This window comes from Paenibacillus plantiphilus, assembly GCF_927798095.1.
Taxonomy (GTDB): domain Bacteria; phylum Bacillota; class Bacilli; order Paenibacillales; family Paenibacillaceae; genus Paenibacillus_Z; species Paenibacillus_Z plantiphilus.
In genome coordinates this window covers 227053-249063 of the sequence record NZ_CAKMMF010000003.1, presented here as the reverse complement: position 1 = coordinate 249063, position 22011 = coordinate 227053, and the positions used below count along the sequence as shown (strand labels likewise).

Here is a 22011-nt window from a genome sequence, read left to right as displayed (position 1 = left end):
GGATGTCTACTCAGCTTGGCGAAGGATGATCATCACCTTCTCGATGGATCGTTTACGTTTGTCATAGTCCATACTATTCAATATTCGCATAATCTCGGCGGTCTCGGGCAGCACCTGCGTATCTGGAATTGGAGCCTCACCGCCGATAATGTAGTCCAGCGACACGTTAAACAAAACAGCCAATTTCTTCAATGTTTCATAGACAGGCTGCCGGTTGTTAATTTCGTAATGACTGTAAGCAGAGCGTGTAATACCAATCTGTTTGGACACTTCTTCTTGAGAAATATTCATTCTCAGACGAAGCTCTCGCAAGCGGTCTCCCATCGTCATAGATATAAACTCCTTACGTCATACTAATTATCTAGACCTAGTGTTATAAAATCTGTAATTCTCTACTACTAGTAATTTATGATACAAAGTGTATCATTGTCAAGTGTGGAAATACATTTCTACTGAAAAAATAGGTTTGGAGCAACCGTCGGACTCATGGGTTGGAAGGTGATGGAATGGTTCGCTGCAATCGCAAACTAGCTGCATGAAGCAAAGCGTCCGGAGAGGGCGCTTATTTTATTATAGGGGAGGTCAAGGAGAAAGTTTGACTGGTAATGGTTGTAGGGAAGCTGTAATTGTGTGTAATATGTAAAGATATGGACCTGCTAAGAGCAGCAGCAGGCATCCCTAGCAGTAGACGTTCTGAAGGAGATCCGATATTCGATGGAATCAATTAAAGTTTTACTTGTGGAGAAGGATAAATTCTGGATCAACACGCTGCATGAGGCTTTTAAGCGAGAGAAGGATATCGCGCTTGTAGATACGGTATTTTCGAAGGAGTCTGCCATAGAGTCAGCACAGAACCAGCCTGTTGATATTGTACTCATGGATATTGATCTGGCAGGATCATACAATGAGGGGATGGAGACGATCAAACTCATATCCAGCATGAGCGGAATCAAGATTATCGTACTGACGAATGCAACGAACAAAGGGATCATCCTCGAATCCATTGCTTGCGGTGCCATGAATCTCATCCATAAAATGAATGTGAAGGATATCGTATCGGCTATTCGCGAATCCCACATGAACAAGGCGTCGATACACTCAGACTGCGCAGAGGTGATAAGAAACGAATTGAAGAATAAGAAAAGGCTTTCTAATCTATCACAGGTGGAGCGTGAAGTTTATATTCTGAACGAAGCGGGCTTGAATAAGAGTCAAATAGCCGCAGCATTGCATAAATCCTCATTTACAATTAAAAATCAACTTAAGACCATCAGGCATAAATTAGTTGAGTAAGATAGGAGGAAATCCATACATGCACCTCGCATACTGATCCAATGGACGGGTAGTCGCCATTGCTGTCAGCTTGTGGCGGTGCATGTTTTGTTGCTGCCGTTTTGAGAAATTATACTATAAATAGTTGCGGGAAAAATGGTACACTAGTACTGATGTGGGCAATTATACCTATTAATAACCCGCGTATTGCTGGCTGTAGAATAAGTTCAAGGATGGCAGAGGTAGATTTAGAGAGAGCATGATGAATACAATCAGGGGGAATGTACATGAATTATTGCAGTCATTGTGGGAACGAGCTTCAAGAGAGCGGCGCATTTTGCGGGAACTGCGGCAAGCCGAAACTGGCAAAACCAGCAGAATCTGCATCATCAGAATCATCAGCACAAGCAGTAGAATCTGCATCACTAGGAGCATCAGTACAATCATCAGAATCTGCATCATCAGGATCTGCATCATCAGGATCTGCATCATCAGAATCATCAGCACAAGCAGTAGGATCTGCATCACTAGGACCATCCGGACCAGTTGCATCAGCATCATCTGCCGGAAAGAAGAAATTTTGGATCATCGGCGGCAGTGTAATTCTGATCGCTGCTGCTTCGGTTTTCGTATATATGTTCCTGAATAATCCGGTCAAAAAATTCGAAGCTGCCATTCTGGATCAAAACTATACGGAAGCGAGTGAAATTTACAACGACGGCATCAATGGCAATTTGGAAAAGGAGCAGGAAGCAGAAGATTTCATCGTAGCGGAAATCGAACGGATAAAGCAAGCGTTCATTGATAATAAGAGTACGTTTGAGGATGCGTCTGCTGACCTTGAAACGATTGTGAAAGTTGAGATTATGGCGCTGGAAGCGAACGCCGCTTTGAAAGATGTGAAGGAGCTGGACCGATCACGAACGGCCTTCAAAGAAGGTGAAGAGCTGGTTCAAGCGAAAAAGTACAAGGAGGGTCTTCTTAAACTGAAGGCTGTTATCATAGCAGATCGCAACTATGACAAGGCACAGGACCTAGTCAAGCAATCCTCTGAGGATTATAAGAATGAAATCGCAGCGAATGCCGCGAGTCTGGCTAAGGCTCAGGATTTTGCAGGAGCCATCGATATGCTTGATGAAGCGCTGAATGTTGTACCGGGTGATACTGGTGTTATAGAGAAGAAAGCTGATTATGAGAAGGAACATGCAATATTGCTGGAGGCAGAACGGAAGAAGAAGATGGAAGAAGCCAGAACGAGTCAGCTCGCAACGATACTGAGCGCCGGCATTGCCATACAAAGCGATGAATTCAAGGCCTTGTACCCGGATATGATTCAAGTAAAAGTTAAAAATAATTCAGATAAAAAAATCAAGGATATCGTCGTATCTATGCTTGGATTCGATGCGAACGGTTTGCCAGTACGAGTGAGAGGGCAATTTGATTTCTCTGATGGCGCCATTGAATTTATTGGTCAAGGGGAGAATGTCAATATTGTACCTGAAGGTACGTTCGGAGATAATAGCGGATGGTCGCTGGATACCGACCACGGCATCAAAAAAGTGCTTGCATGTGTAAAAGAGGTTGTCTTCTATGATGACACGACATGGACCAATCCTTACTATGAATACTGGATTGAGAAATACAAAGAAAAGCCGTTGGAGTCTACGATTTAGAACAGTCAGGGCTGTCCCGAACGTGCATTATGCGATTGGGACAGCCCTCGTTTGTTAGCAGCCCAAGTGATCCCGCCAAAAGGAATACAGCACACAGTGCACACCACATATTGGCGGTTTGCCGCTTGCGTTCTAAGAGGCAGCATGTTATTCTTCAGGTAACTTGCATAGCAATATAGCAGCGCTTTTGCGCATAACTAGCTTGTATAACAAGTTAGTTGGGGAGGAGGATAAGCAACGTGTCGTCTAGCCAGATGCTTAAGGGCATATTAGAGGGCTGCTTGCTTGCCGTTATTTCGGAAGGGGAGACCTATGGCTACGAAATGACGGAGAAGCTGGCCCGATATGGATTTACAATGGTAAGTGAAGGCAGCATATACCCTGTTCTTATACGCATGCAGAAGGATAGGCTGGTAGCGAGTGTGCTGAAGGAATCTGATTTAGGACCAAAGCGCAAGTATTATCGGTTAACAGAAGAAGGCTTGAAGGCACTGGACGAATTTATTCAACGCTGGAATGAATTGTCTTACAGTGTGGACCGTTTGCTGCACAATAAAAGATTCAAAAGTAATGATGGGAAGAGAGGCGGCTGAGATGAATGGAATTTCCAAAGAAGGTCAGCGTTTTCTTATTGACTTGAACGCCTATCTGATGACTAAGGGCGTGAATGAGAAGGAAATCAAGAGCTTTATTGAAGAGGCAGAGGCACATTTACTGGAGGGGGAAGCTGCAGGTAAAACAGTCGTTCAGATTTTCGGTAAAAACTGTCGGACATATGCGGATGAGTTGGCTGCTGAGATGACTGTATCCAAGAAAGAGATTGTCAGCAATGTGATCTGTTTTCTGTTGGGAGCTACGGCATTTTGGCTGCTTGGCGAAGCGTTGAAAGGGGATGTGTCGTTCTCATGGATTGTTATTTTTGGATACCCAGCAGCTCTATTGCTTGGACTTGCGCTAATGGTTAACTCTATCCGACTCTCTTCCTTTCGGTCGAGGTGGAAGGGCTTCAGCATAATCTATCTGTATGCCATTCTCGGCTTTGCCGGATTTGTCATTGTCCTGGTGGCGGACATGTATTGGGGAGTGCCTGTCGTTCAATTGGGAGGGACTGGAACGGTCGTCACAGGCGTTGCTGCTGCTCTGATGTTTACTTCTATCAGCGTGTATTTGAAGAGCTGGTTTATGAATCTTTTCCCTATTCTTTATTTTGGACCTCAAATGCTGTTCAAACTGTGGGATTTGACGAGCCCGCTCTATCAGATGCTGCAAGTGTACATTTCGCTTGCTCTTATAGGCTTGGCGATATTTATTATGAACAAGTGGTTGGGCAATAGGCCCAAGAGACAATAATGGACACAGGACTGTTGTGCTTGGTGCGGTGCAGGTAACCTTCCTCTTCATCGATGGAATAATTAAATTAAATTAGTAAATAATCTCAAGTAACAAGTAAAGGTAAAGAGGTTTTCCAGCCATGAGAACCAGTACAGAGGAATCATCCCTTCAAGAAGAGCTTTCGGTCATACTGGCACAGCTCCAGCAGCGACTTGGCAACAGTCCTGATTTGATTATGCGCAGCATTCGAATTCCGAGCAGTCCGACGACACATGTAACAGCCCTGCATATCGACGGCTTGATTGATAAACAAATGATGAACGATTCTGGGCTATGCTCGAATCTGGCAGGGAGCGGCAGTGACCTGACAACGCATGGCAGCACAATACAGGAGGGAGTCTATTCGCTCTTGTACAACCATGCATCTGCTCTCTGCGAGGTCAGCACTACCCGTACTCTGGACGGTGTCCTTGCATCGATATTATCAGGAGATACGGTTCTTCTTATTGATGGAATCGCCGAAGCTATTTGCTGCGGCACGAAAGGCGGAGAGAGCAGAGGCGTAGATGAGCCTACGACTCAGGTTGTTATCCGCGGGCCCAAGGACAGCTTCAATGAAACATTAGCGACAAACATCTCCTTGGTTCGCCGAAGAATCCGGAACCCGGATTTGTGGCTGGAGAAGATGAAGCTCGGTAAGAAGACCCAGACCGAGGTTGCTATTATGTATATGAAAAACACGGTTGATGATGAGCTCGTTCAAGAGGTCAAGCACCGTTTGCAGAAGGCGAATCTTAGCGCGGTACTCGAATCCGGCGCCATTGAAGAGATGATTCAGGACCAGACCGCTACATTCTTTCCCACCATATATAATTCAGAGCGGCCTGATGTAATTGCGGCAAATTTGCTGGAGGGGCGCGTTGCCATTCTGGTTGATGGGACCCCGTTCGCTCTGCTTGTGCCAACTGTATTCGCCCAATTTTTCCAATCGCCTGATGATTATTACAACCGTTTCGATGTCGGCATATTTCTGCGAATGCTCAGATACATCTGCTATTTAATCTCCCTGCTATTGCCCTCGGTTTATATCGCAGCGATTACTTTTCACCAGGACATGATACCAACAACGCTTCTAATCAGCATTGCATCCGCTAGAGACGGCATTCCTTTTCCTGCTTTCATAGAAGCGATGCTCATGGAGCTTTCGTTCGAGGTGCTTCGCGAAGCAGGTGTGCGAATGCCCCGTGCTATGGGGCAAGCAGTATCCATTGTTGGTGCGCTCGTGCTGGGCCAAGCAGCTGTTCAGGCTGGTATCGTATCCACTGCGATGGTCATTGTCGTCTCTATTACTGGTATTGCCAGCTTCTCCACACCTGCTTACAACGTAGCCATTTCTGCACGCTTAATCCGATTGTTCATTATGATATTGGCAGCCACTTTAGGCTTCTACGGCATTCTACTGGGATGCATTGTTCTATTGGCCCATATGTGCAGTCTGAAATCGTTTGGAATTCCGTATATGGCCCCGTTTGCCCCATTTCGCCTCTTTGATCAGAAGGACAACATTCTTCGCATGCCGCGTTGGTCGTTCATCAAGCGCTCGCGCTTGATTCATCAGGAGGAGGCAGCCGAGTCATGGGGGAGAGCAATGAATGCTAGCTCGAAGGACTCATCTGACTCAAAAGGAGAGTAGCCAAGCTGTCCATGAAACCGAAACCGATCCTGTTGTCGTGGCTGCTGCTAAGTATTGTCGTATTGTCGGGCTGTTGGAACAGTAAGGAGTTGTCCCACCTTGCTATCGTTTCTGCCATCGGTATGGATAAATTGCCAGGCGGATCGGAGTACCGGATATCTTTTCAGGTCATTAATCCTTCGGAAATATCCTCAGGCATTCAAGGCGGAGGAGGGGGGAGAACAACAGCTGTCACGGTGTTTGCAGACAATGGATCGACGTTGTTTGAGGTTATACGCAAAATAACGCGCAAAGTGCCGCGTGAACTGTTATTCTCGCATGTCAAAGTATTGGTCATCGGAGAGGCATTGGCACGGGATGGAATCAATGACCTGTTCGATACCTTTGAACGGCTGCATCAAACCCGGCTGACGACGAAGGTCGTCATTGCAAGGAATACATCAGCAGAAGAAATACTTGGCGTTATTACACCGATGGAAAAAATTCCAGCCGATGCAATCGAAGGCAAACTTGAGTTTTCTTCCAATCTTTGGTCGGAAAATTTGGAATACACGATTGATGACATTATTAGGGCGTTGGTAAGCAAGGGGAGAGAGCCAGTCATATCAGGGGTTATCGTTCAAGGCGAAATAGAAAGAGGCAGAAAAAAATCGAATGTGGAAATGAGCCGTCCCGATGCTCTCATAATGGTACGCGGGCTTGCCATGTTTAAGGACGGCAAAATGGTGCAGTGGCTGGATGGTGATAAGGCCAGGGGCGTAATAAAGCTTCTGGGCAAAATAAAAAGCAGTGTAGAAGAGCTGGATTGTGGATCTAAAAAGGATGCGGTGACAGTTGAGTTGACTAAATCAAAAACGAGAATCAAAACCAGCATGCATAATGGCAAGCCGCTGCTGGAAATCTCCATCATTGAAGAAGGCGGGCTAGTGGATACGAAATGCGCGCTCGACCTTGCACGTATGGACGAGCTTGCAATGCTGGAACAGCGGTGGAGCAAGAGGTCGGCAGAAGTAGTTACAGCATCCATAGAAGCTGCCCAAAAGCAAAAAAGCGATATTTTCGGCTTCGGGGAAGCGTTGAACCGCACAAACAAGCTGGAATGGAAGCGGGTCCAGAATGATTGGAATACGTTGTTTGCCAAAGGCGAGATTCGCGTCGTAGTCGATTCCTATATACGAAACTCGGGCATGCGCATCAAATCTTTTTTGCAGCAATCCTAGCACATAACTACAGCTTTGAATCGGGGTGAACAGGGTCATGGATACTCCCAAAATCAGCATAGGCCAGCTGTTTGCCTTGATCATCCTGTTTGTATTCGGTACATCTATTGCAGTTAATTACGGATTGGATGCCAAGAAGGATGCTTGGCTGGCTATTCTGCTGGGCACATTTAGCGGCTGTCTGCTGTTCTCTCTGTACAGCTATTTGTACCGGCAGTATCCCACGCTTACACTAACCAGTTATGCACAGCGAATTATGGGGAGGCCCATCGGCTGGGTGCTTGGGCTCGTGCTTGTTCTTTATTTTATCTATGATGCTGCCAGGGATGTACGGGATGCAGGTGAATTATTAGTCACTTCGGTATTTGATACGACGCCCATCTTCGTGCTTAATGCGGTCATGCTTCTTGCAATTGCATATGTTCTTTATAAAGGGATTGAGGTATTGGCTCGCCTTAGCGAGATTTTCATTGTAGTAATTGTCGGATTTGGAATTGTGGGAAGCATTCTTGTGTTTGCATCCAACATCATCGATCTCAATAACCTGCTGCCAGTGCTGGAATTTGGCTGGAAGCCGATTCTGACAACAACTTACCCCAACACGTTTATTTTCCCCTTCGGTGAAATGATCTGCTTCTGCATGCTGTTTCCTCACTTGAACAATCCGAAGCTGCAAATGAAAACAGGCCTGATTGCGATTATCATCAGCGGCGTTGTGCTGAGCTATACGATTGCAATCGATATTGCAGTGCTTGGAGCCGACATTTCTTCCCGCTCGATATTTGCGCTATTGACGATGGTGAGCAAAGTGAATATTGCGGACTTCCTGCAGCGTCTGGACCCGGTCGCTCTTTTTACGATGTTGATCGTCGATTTCTTCAAGATTGCTCTGCTGTATTATGCTGCGGTAATCGGGACGGCAGAATTGTTCCATGTAAAACCGCACCGCAGGCTGGTGATGCCCGTGGGCGCCGTCATTATGATTGCCTCGATGTCGATCTCTGGAAGCTTCAATGAGCATCTATTGGAAGGAAAGCTGTCGATCAGCAACTATCAGGTGCTCGTTGTCATTGGCATTCCACTGCTGCTTGCAGCGGTGCATCTAATCCGCAAATATGCCGGCAAAGGAAACCGATAGAGCGTTAATTCGGTTTTTTTGTCTTTTGCTTTGCATGCGCAGCAGCGGCAATTTCATTTATTAGTGGCACACCTATAAATATTGCAAGCAGCAAATAGGCTGGAATCCCCATAAACCGCCAAAAATTTATCAAGTTCCGCATGGATTGGGCAAGTGGCATGCCAATAACAAGATCAAGTATGACACTTAGCGTGAGGCTAAAGGTCAGCAATAGTATAAAAATCGACAATATTCTCATGAGGTACGCCTCGGTTCTTATGTTCTTGCTATGTATTCTGGCCTGATCACTGCAGCAACATACCGCAGAGGCCCTGTCGTCAAGCAAGTCATTGTTTAAGGCCAGGGAGTTCCTTTTTAGGATGCGGAATTCCTTTTTTTTGCTTTTGTTCATTAACAGACATAGTTGATCCCCCGCAAAAAAAACTGCTCCCCATCCAGGCAAACAAAAGACCCGCCTATTGGCGAGCCTTTGCAGTAAGAGGATTTGTAATTTTCCATTTAGATATGGCGTTGCTCACTTCTTGATCACGCAGTTTGTCGTTCGGTCCGGGTACGGTTGGTGCGACCTCATAGACATCGAAACGATGATCGTTGCCCCCAAAACGTCGTCGGCCAGAATATCTCACATATTTGTTTCTATTCATTTGAAATGCACCACCTTTATGTTAAGTATACCTCAATTAAGCGTAACCCAGCAACGTCGGGAATAAACATTCGGCTACCGCTCATGGGCACAGCGCCATATTCCCGTATGTAATGATTAGCCAAACCGGTCTTGATCTCAAAGGCAACAAAGCCATCGCCATTATGATCTAAGTGCCGCTGCGTCGCAAAAGCAAACAAATGATGGGCTACATGCTTATATTGCTCCAATAAGCCACGATTATAAGGGGCTTTTTCAATCAAATGAATCCAAACATGATCGCCTCTGTGCTCCAATGCAATGGCGCCCTCAAGACGAGTAGATCCGGCAACACAGATTTTGTACACCTCCACGTTTTTCATTCTAAAATACTGACGCCAGTTAAATCCTGGCGTCCATCCTGGCCGCATGTACCGGACATCACTAATCTGCATAGGCGCAATGATGACGGAAACACGCTGACCAGTACGATTATCTGTCAACATATCTACACCTCGGATTCTATCATACTGCCGATAGGCTAGTGAGATCAAAAGGATCACGCAGGATCACACGAACAGGATAGATGGCGAGTTACCGCCAATGGAATTCTGAATGTCAAAACGTTCCGAATGAGGCCGCAGTCGCACATTTAGCATTCTTATTGAAAAGATTAAATGGCTTTATTAGGAATGAAAAAAATGTCGAATTGCGTATTAATATGTAAATAAATGCTATGTTTTTAGATTTCCTAAAGTTCCGCTTTGTGCTTGGGAGCATACCGGCTATTATCTAATAGCAGATGAATTGGAAGCATATTCATTTATGCAGAGGCATATAGTTTGCAAGCAACACGAATACAGGAGGCAGGCAATAGCACGATAAAAAGTTTGGAAAGAGGAGGCGACACGATGACCGATACGTAACTGTACTTGGCTTGGAAGTGAGGTGTCATGTCATTCATTATCATTTTAAAATAATTGCTATAAATATCTATTAATAGTTTTTTTGAACATATTAAATGTAATATAATGCTATTAATGTAGTTAAATCTATTAAATAATACGCAATGCGATGACATCTAACCTTACAAAAAAATTCTTCCATAATTTGATTGTTATTGATAGAATACGAATTGTAACTATGGAAACAAAAGTGAAATTGTGCAATGCGGTTCTATAATTTTTCTTTTTTTTATTGCACAAGATCCGTTTCCTATTAGTTGCAGAACAGCAACATGGCCTCAAGAGGAAGGAAAACAATTTGAAAAGGAGATTGAGAAATGACTAGAACGTTGCATTTTGAGCTTGCGCCCGACAGCTCTACGAATGAGAAGTTTACCCTGCATCTTGGTACACACAAGTATGAGTTGCAGCCACACTCGACACAAACCTTGTTAGATGCGACAAAAAGCAACAGGGCATTGGCGCTTATTCCCGAGGAACATCGCCAGCGATTCACTCATTACGTTGAAGCTGCTGAAGCACATTTCCCAACCGATCGTTTGCTTCGCATTCGCGTAACTTCTCCTGATGACGATCCAAATGTTTATCTTCCGAAACTGCATCATATGTCCATACATATTCCAAGGCAGCACCGAGAAGCTCATCTTCAAAAAAAGTTGGCGAGCAATAGCGGCGACGGACATCTTCATCCAAAGCTATCCCATTTTGGCTTAACAAGCCTTAATGATGCGCATGCGCTTCAGGCGAATGTGGATGCCGATAACCTGCAAAGCCCATGGGATATCGCTACGGCAATACTATTCCATTATCCTGAGTTGTCCTCCAACAAGCCGTATACCGCTAATGTTGTTATGAATGACCACATTGCACCCCCACAGAATGTTAATCCAGCCCAATATAACGCAGTGTATAATTTAGCGACTATCATAAGCAAGCAAGGCCCGGCTACCTCCACAGGCGGATGGGCAATCATTAAAAATTCCGTCGATCAGTACGGCAATCCGTTGACTTACGGATACGATATGGGATCGCGCAAAGCCGGAGATCCGATCTTTATCTACAGCTGGTCGGACTTGACCGAGCAGAATGCAACTACGCCGATGACCAGCGCGATGCAGTCGGCAAGCAATGATACATCGCTGCAGAATCAAACATGGTCAGTGAATCAAGGGAAGACCGCATACCAACAGGATGATGTCACTTCCACTTCGAGCAATGCGCTGTACAAGTCGTTCGCAGCGAAGAGAACGACATTGGCGGAAGCAGGTCCTACTTACAAGTGGACGGTTAAGGAAGAGACGCCGAACCATGGCTTGAACGTATATGCAGATACATTATCATTTAACAGCGACAAAACCTTTTCGATTGAAGTAAAAAATATATTCCTGCGGTCGCTTACCGCCTATGCGCAATTTTTTAACGAGAAGGGCGATCCGATCTCAAATCCGGCAGGCTGGCAGGAGCGTCTTCCATCGGCTATTCAGAGCTGGTTTGAGACGGACCAGAAGAAATTCATCTCCAGCGTCTCGGCCGTCAATACGATTCTCGGTATTCCGATGCCGACAGATCCGACGAAGCTTTCATTCGTATTCCCGGATGACGCGACTCATTTGAAGCTGCTGTTCGGCTGCCTTGGCACGTCGAAGTGGGATGGCGATGTCGATCCGTCCGGCGCGATATTGACAGGCATATTCCAATATGGCATTCCAACCATATTCCTTATTGCTGGAGCGGCTATTACTAACTCGAAGTGGTTCAGCGATTTCGTAGCGGATATTGACAATGTGGTAGCTGCACTTGCTGTAGCGTTCCCGATTGTAGGGGGAGGCGTAGCGACAGCGGCTGCACTGACGAATGCCAAGTCCGTGCTGTTCGCCTTCGCGGACGCGATGGCAGGCATCCTGCTTGCCAAAGGTCTTGAGAAGCTGGCGCTCTATGTAACCGAGCAAATCACGGTTGCTGAGCTTGAGGACAATGTTCCGTTCGTCGGCTGGGCATTGCGCGCTGCGAACATGGCGATTAACTTTGCCGAGATGGCGGTATCGACTGGCGAGATTCTGTCTTCTCCAGCTACGCTGTCTGTGGACATTTCGCGTGCGATGGATTTGCAGTTCAATCTGCATCCAGACCCTGCGCATGGGGAGGCAGGACATCCGGAAACGGCAGTATGGCCTGCAGTATCGGATCATTATCAGGTAACGGTTCAATATCAGGGCGGCACGAACTTCGTGCTTCGCGGCAAGATGCCGGAGGTAACTTCAAACACGCCTTTGAATCTGACCTTCTCGAATCTTCCGGTTGGCGGCAACATTCAAATTATTGCCGGCATCTACTCCAGCAGCGGCTGGCTGTGCGGCAAGTATCAGAGCGATTGGATTCCGGCCTTCCCGGATAGCGGCTCCACTTCCTTGACGCTTTCGGAGAACATTACCGAAATACTCGTTCCGCTCACGCAGGACACCCAGTATGACTATAAAGAAAAAATTATTTACGATGCTGCTTCGGATAAGCATATCTGGCATGCCGGCGATTTGCCGACAGCTACCGTCGCAAGTCTTGATTGCAGCAGTGGCGGCAACTATATTTGCAAGCCTGTAGATATTACGCTGAACGGCCAGGCATTCGAGGTCGGCTATGTGTGGAGCGCTTCGGGACAGAATTATCGGGCGCAGAACCTTTCGGTGCTTGCTGATCCGCAATCCCGCTTCAAAACATCCGAGGTGCAATTTACTGTACAGCCATACATTGCCTATGACCAATTCGGCCTGCAGCCAGATGGCGGAGCAGATCAGCAGATCAGCACGAACAACTTCGTTCTTGATACGCGGAACAATCAGTTCAACCTGCGTCAGGTCAATCTGATGGACGGAGAGAGCGGCTTCGGCTTGAACGATCCGAATCTGAAGAGCTGGGGCCGATTCAACCTGTCGAGCATGGATGCGATGGTTGTCCATCCGCAGGGATCGGTTATCGGCGTGAGCTGGAAGGACAGCAAAATGGAAATTCTGCAAATTCCGAGCGAGCCATCCGATGATGCGCATGCGCAGGATGCACAGATGGTATCCGGGGAAGGGGTCAGACAAGGGCTGCTGCAAGGACCAAAAGCGCTTGCGGTAACTCCGGACGGTCGCGTCCTCATTCTCGAAACGCTTAACCAGCGTATTCAATCCTTCGATACGAAGGGCAATCCGGTAGCCAGCTTCATGGGTGAGTCGCTATTCACGCTGAGCGCTGCGGATTATGCGGCTGATCTGGACAATGGCGTTTTCTCTGAGGCTCTGCAACTGCAGTTCCAGAATCACGGCTTGACGCATATTTTCGATTTGAATTCGTCTCTGTCAGCTGATTTGGACAGCGCGACGCTCACGACAAACCTCATTAACGCTTTCGCCAATCAAGGCGTGTATCTGTCATATGACAGCAATGATATGAATAATCATGCGATCAGCTCTTATGTGACGGTCGTGACGGCTGGCACAGAATGGTCGATTACAGACCCGAGCAGAAGTGCCGTCTATAACATTACGAAAGCGGCAACGGTATTGAATGTATTCGATGTGTTGAACAACGTGACCGTTGATGTGCGCGCGAAGGGCAGCATCTGGGTTGTCGAGGATTGGAACGGGGCGCAATCCTACTATATTGCCGCTGATCCTGTCAACAGCGCGGTGCTCAATGTAAACCGCTACCTGTCGTATATGGCGCTGTACAATCCGGACAACCGCACGGACATTACGTATCTGGATGTGGCGGTGGAAGCGAAGGGTTACATCTACGTCCTGTCCTATGTGGCGGGCGGTAAAAATCCGAGCGACTACTCTCTGGATCTGTACAATCCGGACGGCTCATTCCTGGTGAGAACGCCAGATTCCCGCTTGCAGCCAACGAATCCGCAGTATGTGAGCGCTGCTCGTCTCGTTGTCGATGTATGGCGCAATGTGTATACGCTCAACTACGAGCCGACCATTGGCCCGAACATGATAACAGAGCCATCTATCAGCCATTGGGTGCCGACGCCTCCGTTATTCGATCTGGATCTCAGCAAGCAGCCGGATTTCGATAATGGCGATACAGCTGCTGTTCAGGCGGATTTCGCTGCTAACGGCATCACGCTGGCGAACCCGACAGTTATTACAACGGTCAACCAGAGCGGATATTGGACAGTTAGCGATCCGACCCAAACTTTTGATGTCATTCGCAGCGGTTCCAGCCTGGAAGTGTATTCAATACCAGTCAATTAAACGTTAAGGGAGCCACAGCCCGCAAAGGTGATTGTTGAACCGCTGCGGGCAGGGAATCCCGATTTATGAAGGGGAGGTAAGCATAGTGGGAGACTTAGTCAGCCAAGCGCTGCAGCAGATCGGCCTAACCGATGCTGATGTTCAGAAGGGTACGCTGAAAACCGGAGGAACGGCAGGACCGACTTATTTGTCAAGCAATCCGAAGTTTTCGTCTGCCATTCCGGCGAAAACAATTGTTGTTAACAGCGTGGAAGAATTGAAGGAGATCGTAGGCGCTCACGGGACCAGCAGCGGCAGCGGCCAATTAAGCGCATTGCCTGCTCCTTGGCCGCAAGACAAAAACGGCTTGGAGAAGCATGAGCTAACGGAATCCGATGAGTTGGATATCTATGCGGCGCTCCGGGCGATTGTACTTGGACAGAGTGATGCGGTGAATAGCTATACGGGTATCGTAAATGCGCGATATTTTCCGCTGAATGCAACTGCATATGCGGGTGAGGATATCGTTGTAACCGCTGACAATCCATTGATCATTGAGCCTGATGGCCATGACCCGGTTATTGTCACATTCAATTCGGTTACGCTAGAGCAGGGCGGTCAAATTATTTGCGAAGCTCCAGTCATTATGACAGTCAATACGTTTACTAAACAATAAATTAAAATTTCAGGAGGCGTTTATTAATGAATGCACAAACAATCCGTACTCAATTTATGAGCCAATTCAATCTTACAGATGCTATTGTCCACACAACTACGATCAATACAGGAGATACACCGGGACCGACTTATATTTCGGCGCATCCTGATCATGATTCGGTTATCAAGCCAACCTATGTGACGATTCAAAACATTGATGAGTTCAAGCAATTCGGAGGCAATCCGGATGAAGTCTATCATAACAACCTGATGGCAGAGCATCATGCTCCGCTTGCTGCCTGTGATGCCGCTTTGACCAGCCTTCCCTATTCCGATTTGTCGGTGACGCAGAAGTCGGACCTGTGCCAAGCGTACCAAACGTATATTTATGGCAACTCACAGAATGTCCAGTCCTATAAGGATGCTCTTCAGAAGCACTTTTTCCCGGCGCAGCTGGCTGTGTTTGCTGCACAGGACGTAGTTGTCACGAAGGACAATCCGCTTATTCTGAGCGGCAACGGCGATCAGCCTGCCTCATTCAGCTTTGGTACGGTGACGATCCAGCCAGGGGGGCAAATCATCAATCAGGCGAATGCAACATTGCTCGCGGACAACCTGATTCAACAGACCGACAATACTACGCAGCCGACCAACAACTTTATTAGCGTCGGTCCGGATGGACAAAGCGGAGCAGCGGGCGGCAATGGCGGCAACGGCAATACGGGTAACCAAGGCAGCGCGGGCTCCGATGGCAAGAGCTCTTGTTCCACAGGAGCGGGTCAAGGGGATACGGGCGGCACGGGCTACAACGGAACCGGGGGCGGCAACGGCTCGCGCGGTACTGACGCTCAGGTCGTAAGAGCGACGTTCACGACAGTGGAAGGTCCTGTTATTTTGATGTCCTGCGGCGGCAATGGCGGTGCAGGCGGCGTAGGCGGCAACGGCGGCAATGGCGGTCAGGGCGGACCTGGAGGAAGCTCATCCACGTATTGTGGTACAGGCGCTCAAGGTAAAGGCGGACAAGGCGGCACGGGCGGCAGCGGAGGAGCGGGCGGCGATTCCGGCAACGGACAGAACATCTACTGCACGTACCAAACACTGGGGACGAACGGCTCGATTTCTCTCGGCACGCCAACTAAAGGGCAAGGCGGTCAAGGCGGAGCGGCAGGCAACGGCGGCAACGGCGGCACCGGTAATCCTAACGGAAATGGAGCTTCGGCAGGAACTCCGGGAGCGAACGGCAAGAATGGCACGCTCGGAACGGTATATATCAATAACGTACCGCAAGGCTAGATGAACTCATAGAAGGAGGGAAAACCGATGAGCGCAAATTGCGATATTCTCATTCAAGGTGCTAATGGAGCAAACGGGGCTAATGGCCTGGCCGGACAAAATGGCGCAAGTAATGGCGCTAACGGCGCGGCAGGCAGCTATGACAAGAAAGATAAACCGAATTGCACATCCGCAACGAACGGACAAGTGGGCATGAATGCAGTTTCTTCAGGCGGGATAGGCGATCATGGCGGAGCGGGAGCGATTCCCCCTGATTTTGTACTGAAATGCCAAACCATTGTTACGCAATCACCAATAACCATTTCCAGCTTGGGCGGCAATGGGGGAGCGGGCGGCAATGGCGGCAATGGCGGCAATGGTACGAATGGCGGCAACGCCGGAGAACAGGCATCCAAATGCTCAAGCTCGCTTCCTCCGGCTCTTGGCGGAGTCGGCGGCAGTGGAAGCAATGGCGGCAACGGCGGGAGCGGCGGCAATGGCGGCAACGGCGGCATGATTCTCGTACAATACGTAACCGCTTCGATCAACATTCCTGCGCTTGGGCAATCTACCGGCGGAATCGGCGGCGTGGGCGGTGCAGCTGGCTTCGGTGGTCTTGGCGGCTTCGGCGGCAAGAACGGCTCGGCTCCCGGGCAGAACCCGTCAAGTGCGAACGACGGTGTTGGCGGAGAGTCTGGCGCACCCGGCAACTCGGGCTCCAACGGCATCAATGGATCCGTTACAGTAGAACCTGTTAAACAAAATTAGTTCATCAAAATTAGTTCATCAAAATTAAGTAGTGGCAGGAGGAATGGAGATGTCCTCGGATTCGATGACATTTATTGGCAAGTGGGCATTCAGCACTCCCGCAGGCAGCTCCTTTTTGAGCCTGGACGAGTCTACCGCAACAGTGGTAGCCGTCCAGGCTTCTTCCGCCGCTGCCGACCAGCGCTTTAATGCGTATGGCGACAGCGCGAGCGGATTTTGGCTGCAAGCGGCTAATGGGAGCTATTTGGTATACGGAGGCAGCGCCTATACAGCGACGGCAGGGCGAGACGGCTCTCCGGCGCTGTTCATTCTGCAAACAGCAGGCACTAATGTCTATCTGATTGAGCAAGCCTCAGGTGGCGTACAGTATGCGGTTAATATGAGCGGAAGCACGGTAACCCGTGTCGCTGCAAGCAATCCGCCGGCAACGGCGCAGCTCACTCAACAAATTATAACGACGGGCCTTGCGCAAATTCAGCAAGCCTCAGTTATTCATGACGCCGATTTGACATGGGCTTATATGGCGAGCGCGGATCTCAGCTATGTGGATTTCTCGGGCTGCAATATGACGAATGCGAATTTTGCGAACGCGACATTATTCGAGGGAACCTTTCAAGGTCCGGATACGATTCTGTCGAATGCCGTCTTATCCGGCGCGAAAATGAATTATGTCATCATGCCCAAATGTACAGTAGCAGGCGCCGATTTCTCAAACGCCAGTATGAAATTTGCGGTGCTGTCCGATGCGACGATGAAGAATTGCAATTTCACAGGCGCGAATCTTACCGATGCTTCAATTGATGGCGCCGACCTGACAGGTTCAGCGATGGCCAATGCCAATCTGTATGGGGCGATACTAATCGGAACCGTATTGGCGGATGCTGATTTGACTGGAGCGAATCTGCTTCTTGCGAACGTGAACAGCATCCATATTCCTGGGGCAACGCTGAGCGGAGCCAATATGAATAATGCGGATCTGACGACTGCAGAAATTGATGCGCATACGAACTTTACCGGTACGAGCCTGCAGAATGTGCGTTTCTTGAATTGCGCGCTGCCAGGCGTAACCTTTACCCATGCGGATTTGACGGGCGGTCTATTGGATGGCTGTGATCTGACGGGGACAGACTTTAGCTTCGCCAATCTGACGAACGCATCGATGAAGAACGGCGTGAAGCTGTTCAGCGCGAGCATGTCGAATGCAACGCTTACTGGAGCGAATTTGACGGGCGCTCAGCTCGGCGCAAAGCAGGAAGCCTTCACGCTCAGCACCTCGCTTATTAACGATCTGAACGGCGGAGCGATTACATCGTCTATTAGTCAGGCGTTTCAAGCAGCAGGCTATCCGTTGTCGAACGCCGCAACATTAACGGTACGCATACCTAGCCAGAATTGGGTCATTACGGATAACAATACGGTCTACACGATAACGAATGCCGGCTCGGTTCTGTATGTATGGCTTTATGTATCCAGCAATGACGCTGCTGTACTGGCAGGAGCTTATATGCCGAATGCGATTTTCACCGACGCTAATTTGTATGCGGTCAATATGTCCGGCGTCAACTGGTACGGCAATCTGGCCAAGGCGGATAATGCAGATCTTGAGGAAGCGGATCTTGCGAACGCCAATCTGGCCAGCATGGATTTCTCGCAGGCGCGCATGTATGGCGCCAATCTGGACTCTGCCAACCTGATCGGGACGACGATGAACGGAACATTTCTGACCCCATCCATTAATAAAAAGCAAACCTCGCTCGCTTTTGCCAACATGCAAGGAACAACCTTTCAGCAAGCGCAGCTTCAGAACGCGGTTCTGACGAATGCAGCGGTGTCCCTGAATGAAGGGCCTTTCTTTACATTGCCTTCTTCCTATTCCAGCGATCTGGATAACGCAACGATTTCTTCGGCGTTAAGGGGGCAATTCCAGACGGCCAATTATCCGCTGGATGCGAATGCGACCGTCGTTGTGAATACACTGGGCATCAGTTGGACGATTAAGAACGGCACCAATACGTTATACCCCATCTACTCCATCATTAAGATCAGCACGACGCTGTATGTATCCGGCGGTCCTATTGGTGTGCCTCTGTTCCAGCTTCCGCAATCGATGAGCGCAGAGTTTGATGCGCAGAATTTAGCATCGGACATACAGACTGCCTTCACTACGAACGGCTATCCGCTGCTGTCTTCGGCAAAAATCGATATGGTTATTATTCCGGGCAGCAAGTGGCATATGACGAATATTAGTACGGATACTACGCAGCTGCAGCAGGGCTATGTGGAGTTTTATGTTATTAGCAATGCCGATGGTACGCTGCATGTCTACGGCTCCGTATTGATGGTCATCCGTCCTGACAGTACACATACACTGGAGCAGGTAAGGGTTGTACTGGCCACTACTCAGCTGACGCAGGATGTTATGGACGGTACGACAACCTGCCCTAATGGGCAGAAGCTGCAGCAGTACTTGAATCAGAAGCCTCCACAGCATCTGACCTGGGAGAACATGATGACAGCTGCTTCGCCGCCGAAGCCGCCTTCTTGCATCCCGGATCCATGGCATTGGTGCTGATCGGATTCATATGTCCTGCGCTTCAGGCGCTAATGCGAGAACAGGAGGTTATGTAATGACAAGTCAGGCCGGATTATCGCCAATGGACTATGCGCTTCAACTAGCCGGTGCGCATCCCGAGCTGTCCTCGCCTGTTCCGGCGATTCAAGCATCGGTGACCGCGCATATCAACAGCCAGACGAATGAGCTGTACAATCTTGGGACAGCCATCAGCAAGCAGGGAGCCGCTACGCCTCAGGGCGGGTGGGCCACTGTTGTCAGTATTGGCAAGCTGGGGGAAACGCCCGTGTACCAATATAATATTTCGGCAGCAACGGCTACGGCTGCTGGTCCTATTATTCAAGATACGCTAATCGCAGTTAAAGGGGACAGCAGTCTGCAGAACGAGCTGTGGACTGTTCAGCAGGGCACAGCCGGCTCTTATGAGCCGGTTCTTCCCGCGATTGCGCCGTATGCATGGACAGCGAATGGCTTTCAGCCGCAATTCGGTATTGCATTTGGGACTGTTAGCGGGGACCCGTCCACACTGCAGTTTCAGCTTACGGCAGCTAATGTGTACCCGGCTTTTTACAGTGTGTATGCTGAGTTTCTGGATCGTTCCGGGACGCCTATAGCACCTGCGAATTGGACTTCAAGACTTCCAAAAGGATCGCCATTCGAGACAGCGGCAATGAAGTTTCTTGGCCTTGTTCCGCCGACCCTGACGATTGAAGGCATCCCCATGGATGTCCAGCAGGCAGTGCTCACATGTTCAGCTCCACAGGGGACCGCTGCTATTCAGTTAACCTTCGGCACCTTGGGGGCGCTTGGCTGGGACGGAATTGTGAACCCGCTGCCATTGATGGTATCTGGCATTCTAGGCTATGCAGTGCCTTGGATCATGAAGAGCGCGGGCGGCTACACAACGCCTGATTGGTACAACGGACTGCTTGCAAATTCTGATATTATTACTGAAATTATGAAAGCAGCGGGAAGCCTGTCTTCAGCGGTCTCAACCGAGGCTGCACTCGGACTGCTTAGCGGCTCGATCGGCTCGCTCCTGTTCGGCGGCTCGCTGCCGAAGCTGCTGTCCAAGCTTCGCAGCGAGTATGAAGACGCTGAATTGGTTGCCGCTGCGCAAGGTCTCAACTGGCCGCTGGCTGGGCTGTTGTCCTCTCTGCAAACAGGCGTCGTAAGCGGGATTGTGGAGACACTCTCTGTTCCTGCCACGTTTACACAGCTGTATACGCTGGATATGATTACGTCGTCGAGCGTAGTAGTTCGGCCTGATCCCGCCCATGGCGCATGGCCGCTGACAGCGTCGCGTTATGTCATCCAATGGGAGATGAATGGAACGACGAAGACGGCAGAGGGAGCAATGAACGGCATTTGGACGGATGATTCGCTATCTGCCAGCTTTGCTGATGTGCCGCGCGATGCGGCTGTATCCGCTCAAGTGTCCCTTTATAATTCAGCGGGCGTTGTCGTCGGAGCGGGTGAGGCGGCAGGAGTGGCGTCATCTCTGCTAGAGATCGCAATTCAAGAGTCGGCTCTCAGTCCGAAGACTGTTTACCAAGCGATAATGGATTTGTCCTATGACAGTACAGCCGGATATAGCTGGAAGCCAGCGTCCACAACTGACAAGTCAACGGTGGCGAATCTGGATTGCAGCAATGTCGGAACCCATCTCTGTCAATTGACAGGGGTATCCTATAACGCCGCTGCTGCCACACTCGTATACGGCTGGAGAGCCTCTGGCATTCAAGCTGTCCCATGTGGCGGCGGAACTTCCAACGGTCAGCAAATGTACCGCTTGCAGGCGATTTCGGTGTCGGCCTCTGTTGAGGCATCATTGAAGCCTGCTTCCTGCGGATTCAATACGATGACAACGATAGCAAGCGGAAGCGGGGAGTCGAATAATCTGTTCTTCGATACACGCAGCAAGCCCAATGCATTGCGTGATATTGCTTTGGGGGATGCTGGACCCTTCCAATTTCCGACGGGGCAGAGCCGAGGGTATTTGACCTTGAATGCGGTTGATGACCTTGTTGTGCATCCGGCGGGCTTTGCCGCTGCTGTCAGCGCTTCGGCCAACATGCTGCAAATTGTGCAGCTCAGCGACATTCCAGTCGATGCTGCTGCTGCTCCAGTGCCTTCTTCCGTTGGCGGAACGGGCACGCGGGCCGGTCTGCTTCAGCGTCCTGTTGCCGCCGCGGTCACGCCGGATGGCTTCATTCTTGTGCTGGAGGACGGCAATAAGAGGCTGCAGGCGTTTGATGTGTTCGGCAATAGCGTCCTCTATTTTGCCTCGTCGCCATTCTTGCAGCTGCGGCGGGATTCAAGCGTTAATTATTTGGATATGGACATCGATGGGGACGGCAATATATACGTGCTGTCTTATCAAGGAAACGGCGCAGCGGCCAGCCAATATCAGCTGGATATTTATAATTCCAGCGGGACGCTCCTGTCAACATCTCCGGGCGTGAATGCAGCGAAGATCGCAGTCGATTCATGGCGCAACATTTATGCGCTGGATTACAGCCTGCTGCAAGGAGCCGGAGGCGACTGGAGTCCTGTCATTCGAGTGTGGGCACCTACGACTACATAGAAGAAAGGAAGGTTCGAACG

The 22011-nt window shown here is 49.3% G+C and carries 18 protein-coding genes; 13 read left to right on the top strand and 5 right to left on the bottom strand.

Annotated elements, in window-relative coordinates; translation table 11 throughout:
* Nucleotides 1-6: 6 nt before the first annotated feature.
* Nucleotides 7-330, bottom strand: a complete 324-nt coding sequence (locus tag L6H65_RS03730; protein ID WP_236339065.1) for a helix-turn-helix domain-containing protein — start codon at nt 328-330, stop codon at nt 7-9.
* A gap of 384 nt (nt 331-714) precedes the next feature.
* Between L6H65_RS03730 and L6H65_RS03725 the strand changes: the two genes are divergently transcribed.
* Nucleotides 715-1293 (top strand): response regulator, encoded by a 579-nt coding sequence (locus L6H65_RS03725; protein WP_236339064.1) that lies wholly within the window; start codon nt 715-717, stop codon nt 1291-1293.
* 298 nt (nt 1294-1591) lie between these two features.
* Here L6H65_RS03725 and L6H65_RS03720 read toward each other — a convergent pair whose 3' ends face one another.
* Entirely contained in the window at nt 1592-1930 is a 339-nt protein-coding gene (locus tag L6H65_RS03720; protein WP_236339063.1) for a hypothetical protein, read from the bottom strand.
* Here L6H65_RS03720 and L6H65_RS03715 point away from each other — a divergent pair.
* The 6 genes from L6H65_RS03715 (at nt 1908) to L6H65_RS03690 (ending at nt 8328) form a co-directional block, all read left to right on the top strand.
* Entirely contained in the window at nt 1908-2945 is a 1038-nt protein-coding gene (locus tag L6H65_RS03715; protein WP_236339062.1) for a DUF5780 domain-containing protein, read from the top strand. The genes L6H65_RS03720 and L6H65_RS03715 overlap by 23 nt on opposite strands.
* Before the next feature lie 239 nt (nt 2946-3184).
* Nucleotides 3185-3538 carry a PadR family transcriptional regulator gene (locus L6H65_RS03710; protein WP_236339061.1) on the top strand — a complete coding sequence of 118 codons (354 nt, stop codon included), beginning with the start codon at nt 3185-3187 and terminating at the stop codon, nt 3536-3538.
* Between the two features lies 1 nt (nt 3539).
* The gene (locus L6H65_RS03705; protein WP_236339060.1) at nt 3540-4295 is read left to right on the top strand and encodes an HAAS domain-containing protein; all 756 of its coding nucleotides are present in this window, start codon (nt 3540-3542) and stop codon (nt 4293-4295) included.
* A 121-nt stretch (nt 4296-4416) separates the two neighbouring features.
* On the top strand, nt 4417-5970 hold the full coding sequence (locus tag L6H65_RS03700) for a spore germination protein (protein ID WP_236339059.1): 1554 nt from the start codon (nt 4417-4419) through the stop codon (nt 5968-5970).
* 11 nt (nt 5971-5981) lie between these two features.
* A complete protein-coding gene (locus tag L6H65_RS03695) occupies nt 5982-7190 on the top strand; it encodes a Ger(x)C family spore germination protein (protein ID WP_236339058.1) in 1209 nt (402 codons plus the stop codon).
* Between the two features lie 37 nt (nt 7191-7227).
* Nucleotides 7228-8328, top strand: a complete 1101-nt coding sequence (locus tag L6H65_RS03690; protein WP_236339057.1) for a GerAB/ArcD/ProY family transporter — start codon at nt 7228-7230, stop codon at nt 8326-8328.
* 4 nt (nt 8329-8332) lie between these two features.
* On the opposite strand, the gene L6H65_RS03685 is transcribed toward L6H65_RS03690, so the two are convergent.
* The 3 genes from L6H65_RS03685 to L6H65_RS03675 form a co-directional block, all read right to left on the bottom strand.
* Complete coding sequence (locus L6H65_RS03685) at nt 8333-8566, bottom strand: YczF family membrane protein (protein ID WP_236339055.1); 234 nt, start codon at nt 8564-8566, stop codon at nt 8333-8335.
* A gap of 217 nt (nt 8567-8783) precedes the next feature.
* Nucleotides 8784-8972, bottom strand: a complete 189-nt coding sequence (locus L6H65_RS03680) for a hypothetical protein (protein WP_236339054.1) — start codon at nt 8970-8972, stop codon at nt 8784-8786.
* Nucleotides 8973-8988: 16 nt separating this feature from the next.
* Nucleotides 8989-9456 carry a hypothetical protein gene (locus tag L6H65_RS03675; protein WP_236339053.1) on the bottom strand — a complete coding sequence of 156 codons (468 nt, stop codon included), beginning with the start codon at nt 9454-9456 and terminating at the stop codon, nt 8989-8991.
* A gap of 776 nt (nt 9457-10232) precedes the next feature.
* On the opposite strand from L6H65_RS03675, the gene L6H65_RS03670 reads away from it, so the two are divergent.
* The 6 genes from L6H65_RS03670 to L6H65_RS03645 all read left to right on the top strand — a co-directional run bounded on the left by L6H65_RS03670 (nt 10233) and on the right by L6H65_RS03645 (nt 21991).
* On the top strand, nt 10233-14156 hold the full coding sequence (locus L6H65_RS03670) for a hypothetical protein (protein WP_236339052.1): 3924 nt from the start codon (nt 10233-10235) through the stop codon (nt 14154-14156).
* Between the two features lie 85 nt (nt 14157-14241).
* Nucleotides 14242-14811 carry a hypothetical protein gene (locus L6H65_RS03665; protein ID WP_236339051.1) on the top strand — a complete coding sequence of 190 codons (570 nt, stop codon included), beginning with the start codon at nt 14242-14244 and terminating at the stop codon, nt 14809-14811.
* Nucleotides 14812-14837: 26 nt separating this feature from the next.
* Nucleotides 14838-16085: a hypothetical protein gene (locus L6H65_RS03660; RefSeq protein WP_236339125.1), complete on the top strand. Its 1248-nt coding sequence runs from the start codon at nt 14838-14840 to the stop codon at nt 16083-16085.
* A gap of 27 nt (nt 16086-16112) precedes the next feature.
* Nucleotides 16113-16832 (top strand): hypothetical protein, encoded by a 720-nt coding sequence (locus L6H65_RS26530; RefSeq protein ID WP_290370299.1) that lies wholly within the window; start codon nt 16113-16115, stop codon nt 16830-16832.
* A gap of 49 nt (nt 16833-16881) precedes the next feature.
* The gene (locus L6H65_RS03650) at nt 16882-19404 is read left to right on the top strand and encodes a pentapeptide repeat-containing protein (RefSeq protein WP_236339050.1); all 2523 of its coding nucleotides are present in this window, start codon (nt 16882-16884) and stop codon (nt 19402-19404) included.
* A gap of 55 nt (nt 19405-19459) precedes the next feature.
* A complete protein-coding gene (locus tag L6H65_RS03645; protein WP_236339049.1) occupies nt 19460-21991 on the top strand; it encodes an NHL repeat-containing protein in 2532 nt (843 codons plus the stop codon).
* The last annotated feature ends 20 nt before the right edge of the window (nt 21992-22011 follow it).

What these genes read in the sequence shown, in the direction of transcription:
- L6H65_RS03685 (WP_236339055.1), bottom strand. Translation starts at nt 8,566, where the DNA reads ATGAGAATATTGTCGATTTTTATACTATTGCTGACCTTTAGCCTCACG.
- L6H65_RS03695 (WP_236339058.1), top strand. Translation starts at nt 5,982, where the DNA reads ATGAAACCGAAACCGATCCTGTTGTCGTGGCTGCTGCTAAGTATTGTC.
- L6H65_RS03715 (WP_236339062.1), top strand. Translation starts at nt 1,908, where the DNA reads ATGTTCCTGAATAATCCGGTCAAAAAATTCGAAGCTGCCATTCTGGAT.
- L6H65_RS03645 (WP_236339049.1), top strand. Translation starts at nt 19,460, where the DNA reads ATGACAAGTCAGGCCGGATTATCGCCAATGGACTATGCGCTTCAACTA.
- L6H65_RS03690 (WP_236339057.1), top strand. Translation starts at nt 7,228, where the DNA reads ATGGATACTCCCAAAATCAGCATAGGCCAGCTGTTTGCCTTGATCATC.
- L6H65_RS03700 (WP_236339059.1), top strand. Translation starts at nt 4,417, where the DNA reads ATGAGAACCAGTACAGAGGAATCATCCCTTCAAGAAGAGCTTTCGGTC.
- L6H65_RS03725 (WP_236339064.1), top strand. Translation starts at nt 715, where the DNA reads ATGGAATCAATTAAAGTTTTACTTGTGGAGAAGGATAAATTCTGGATC.
- L6H65_RS26530 (WP_290370299.1), top strand. Translation starts at nt 16,113, where the DNA reads ATGAGCGCAAATTGCGATATTCTCATTCAAGGTGCTAATGGAGCAAAC.
- L6H65_RS03660 (WP_236339125.1), top strand. Translation starts at nt 14,838, where the DNA reads ATGAATGCACAAACAATCCGTACTCAATTTATGAGCCAATTCAATCTT.
- L6H65_RS03670 (WP_236339052.1), top strand. Translation starts at nt 10,233, where the DNA reads ATGACTAGAACGTTGCATTTTGAGCTTGCGCCCGACAGCTCTACGAAT.
- L6H65_RS03650 (WP_236339050.1), top strand. Translation starts at nt 16,882, where the DNA reads ATGTCCTCGGATTCGATGACATTTATTGGCAAGTGGGCATTCAGCACT.
- L6H65_RS03675 (WP_236339053.1), bottom strand. Translation starts at nt 9,456, where the DNA reads ATGTTGACAGATAATCGTACTGGTCAGCGTGTTTCCGTCATCATTGCG.
- L6H65_RS03730 (WP_236339065.1), bottom strand. Translation starts at nt 330, where the DNA reads ATGACGATGGGAGACCGCTTGCGAGAGCTTCGTCTGAGAATGAATATT.
- L6H65_RS03705 (WP_236339060.1), top strand. Translation starts at nt 3,540, where the DNA reads ATGAATGGAATTTCCAAAGAAGGTCAGCGTTTTCTTATTGACTTGAAC.
- L6H65_RS03680 (WP_236339054.1), bottom strand. Translation starts at nt 8,972, where the DNA reads ATGAATAGAAACAAATATGTGAGATATTCTGGCCGACGACGTTTTGGG.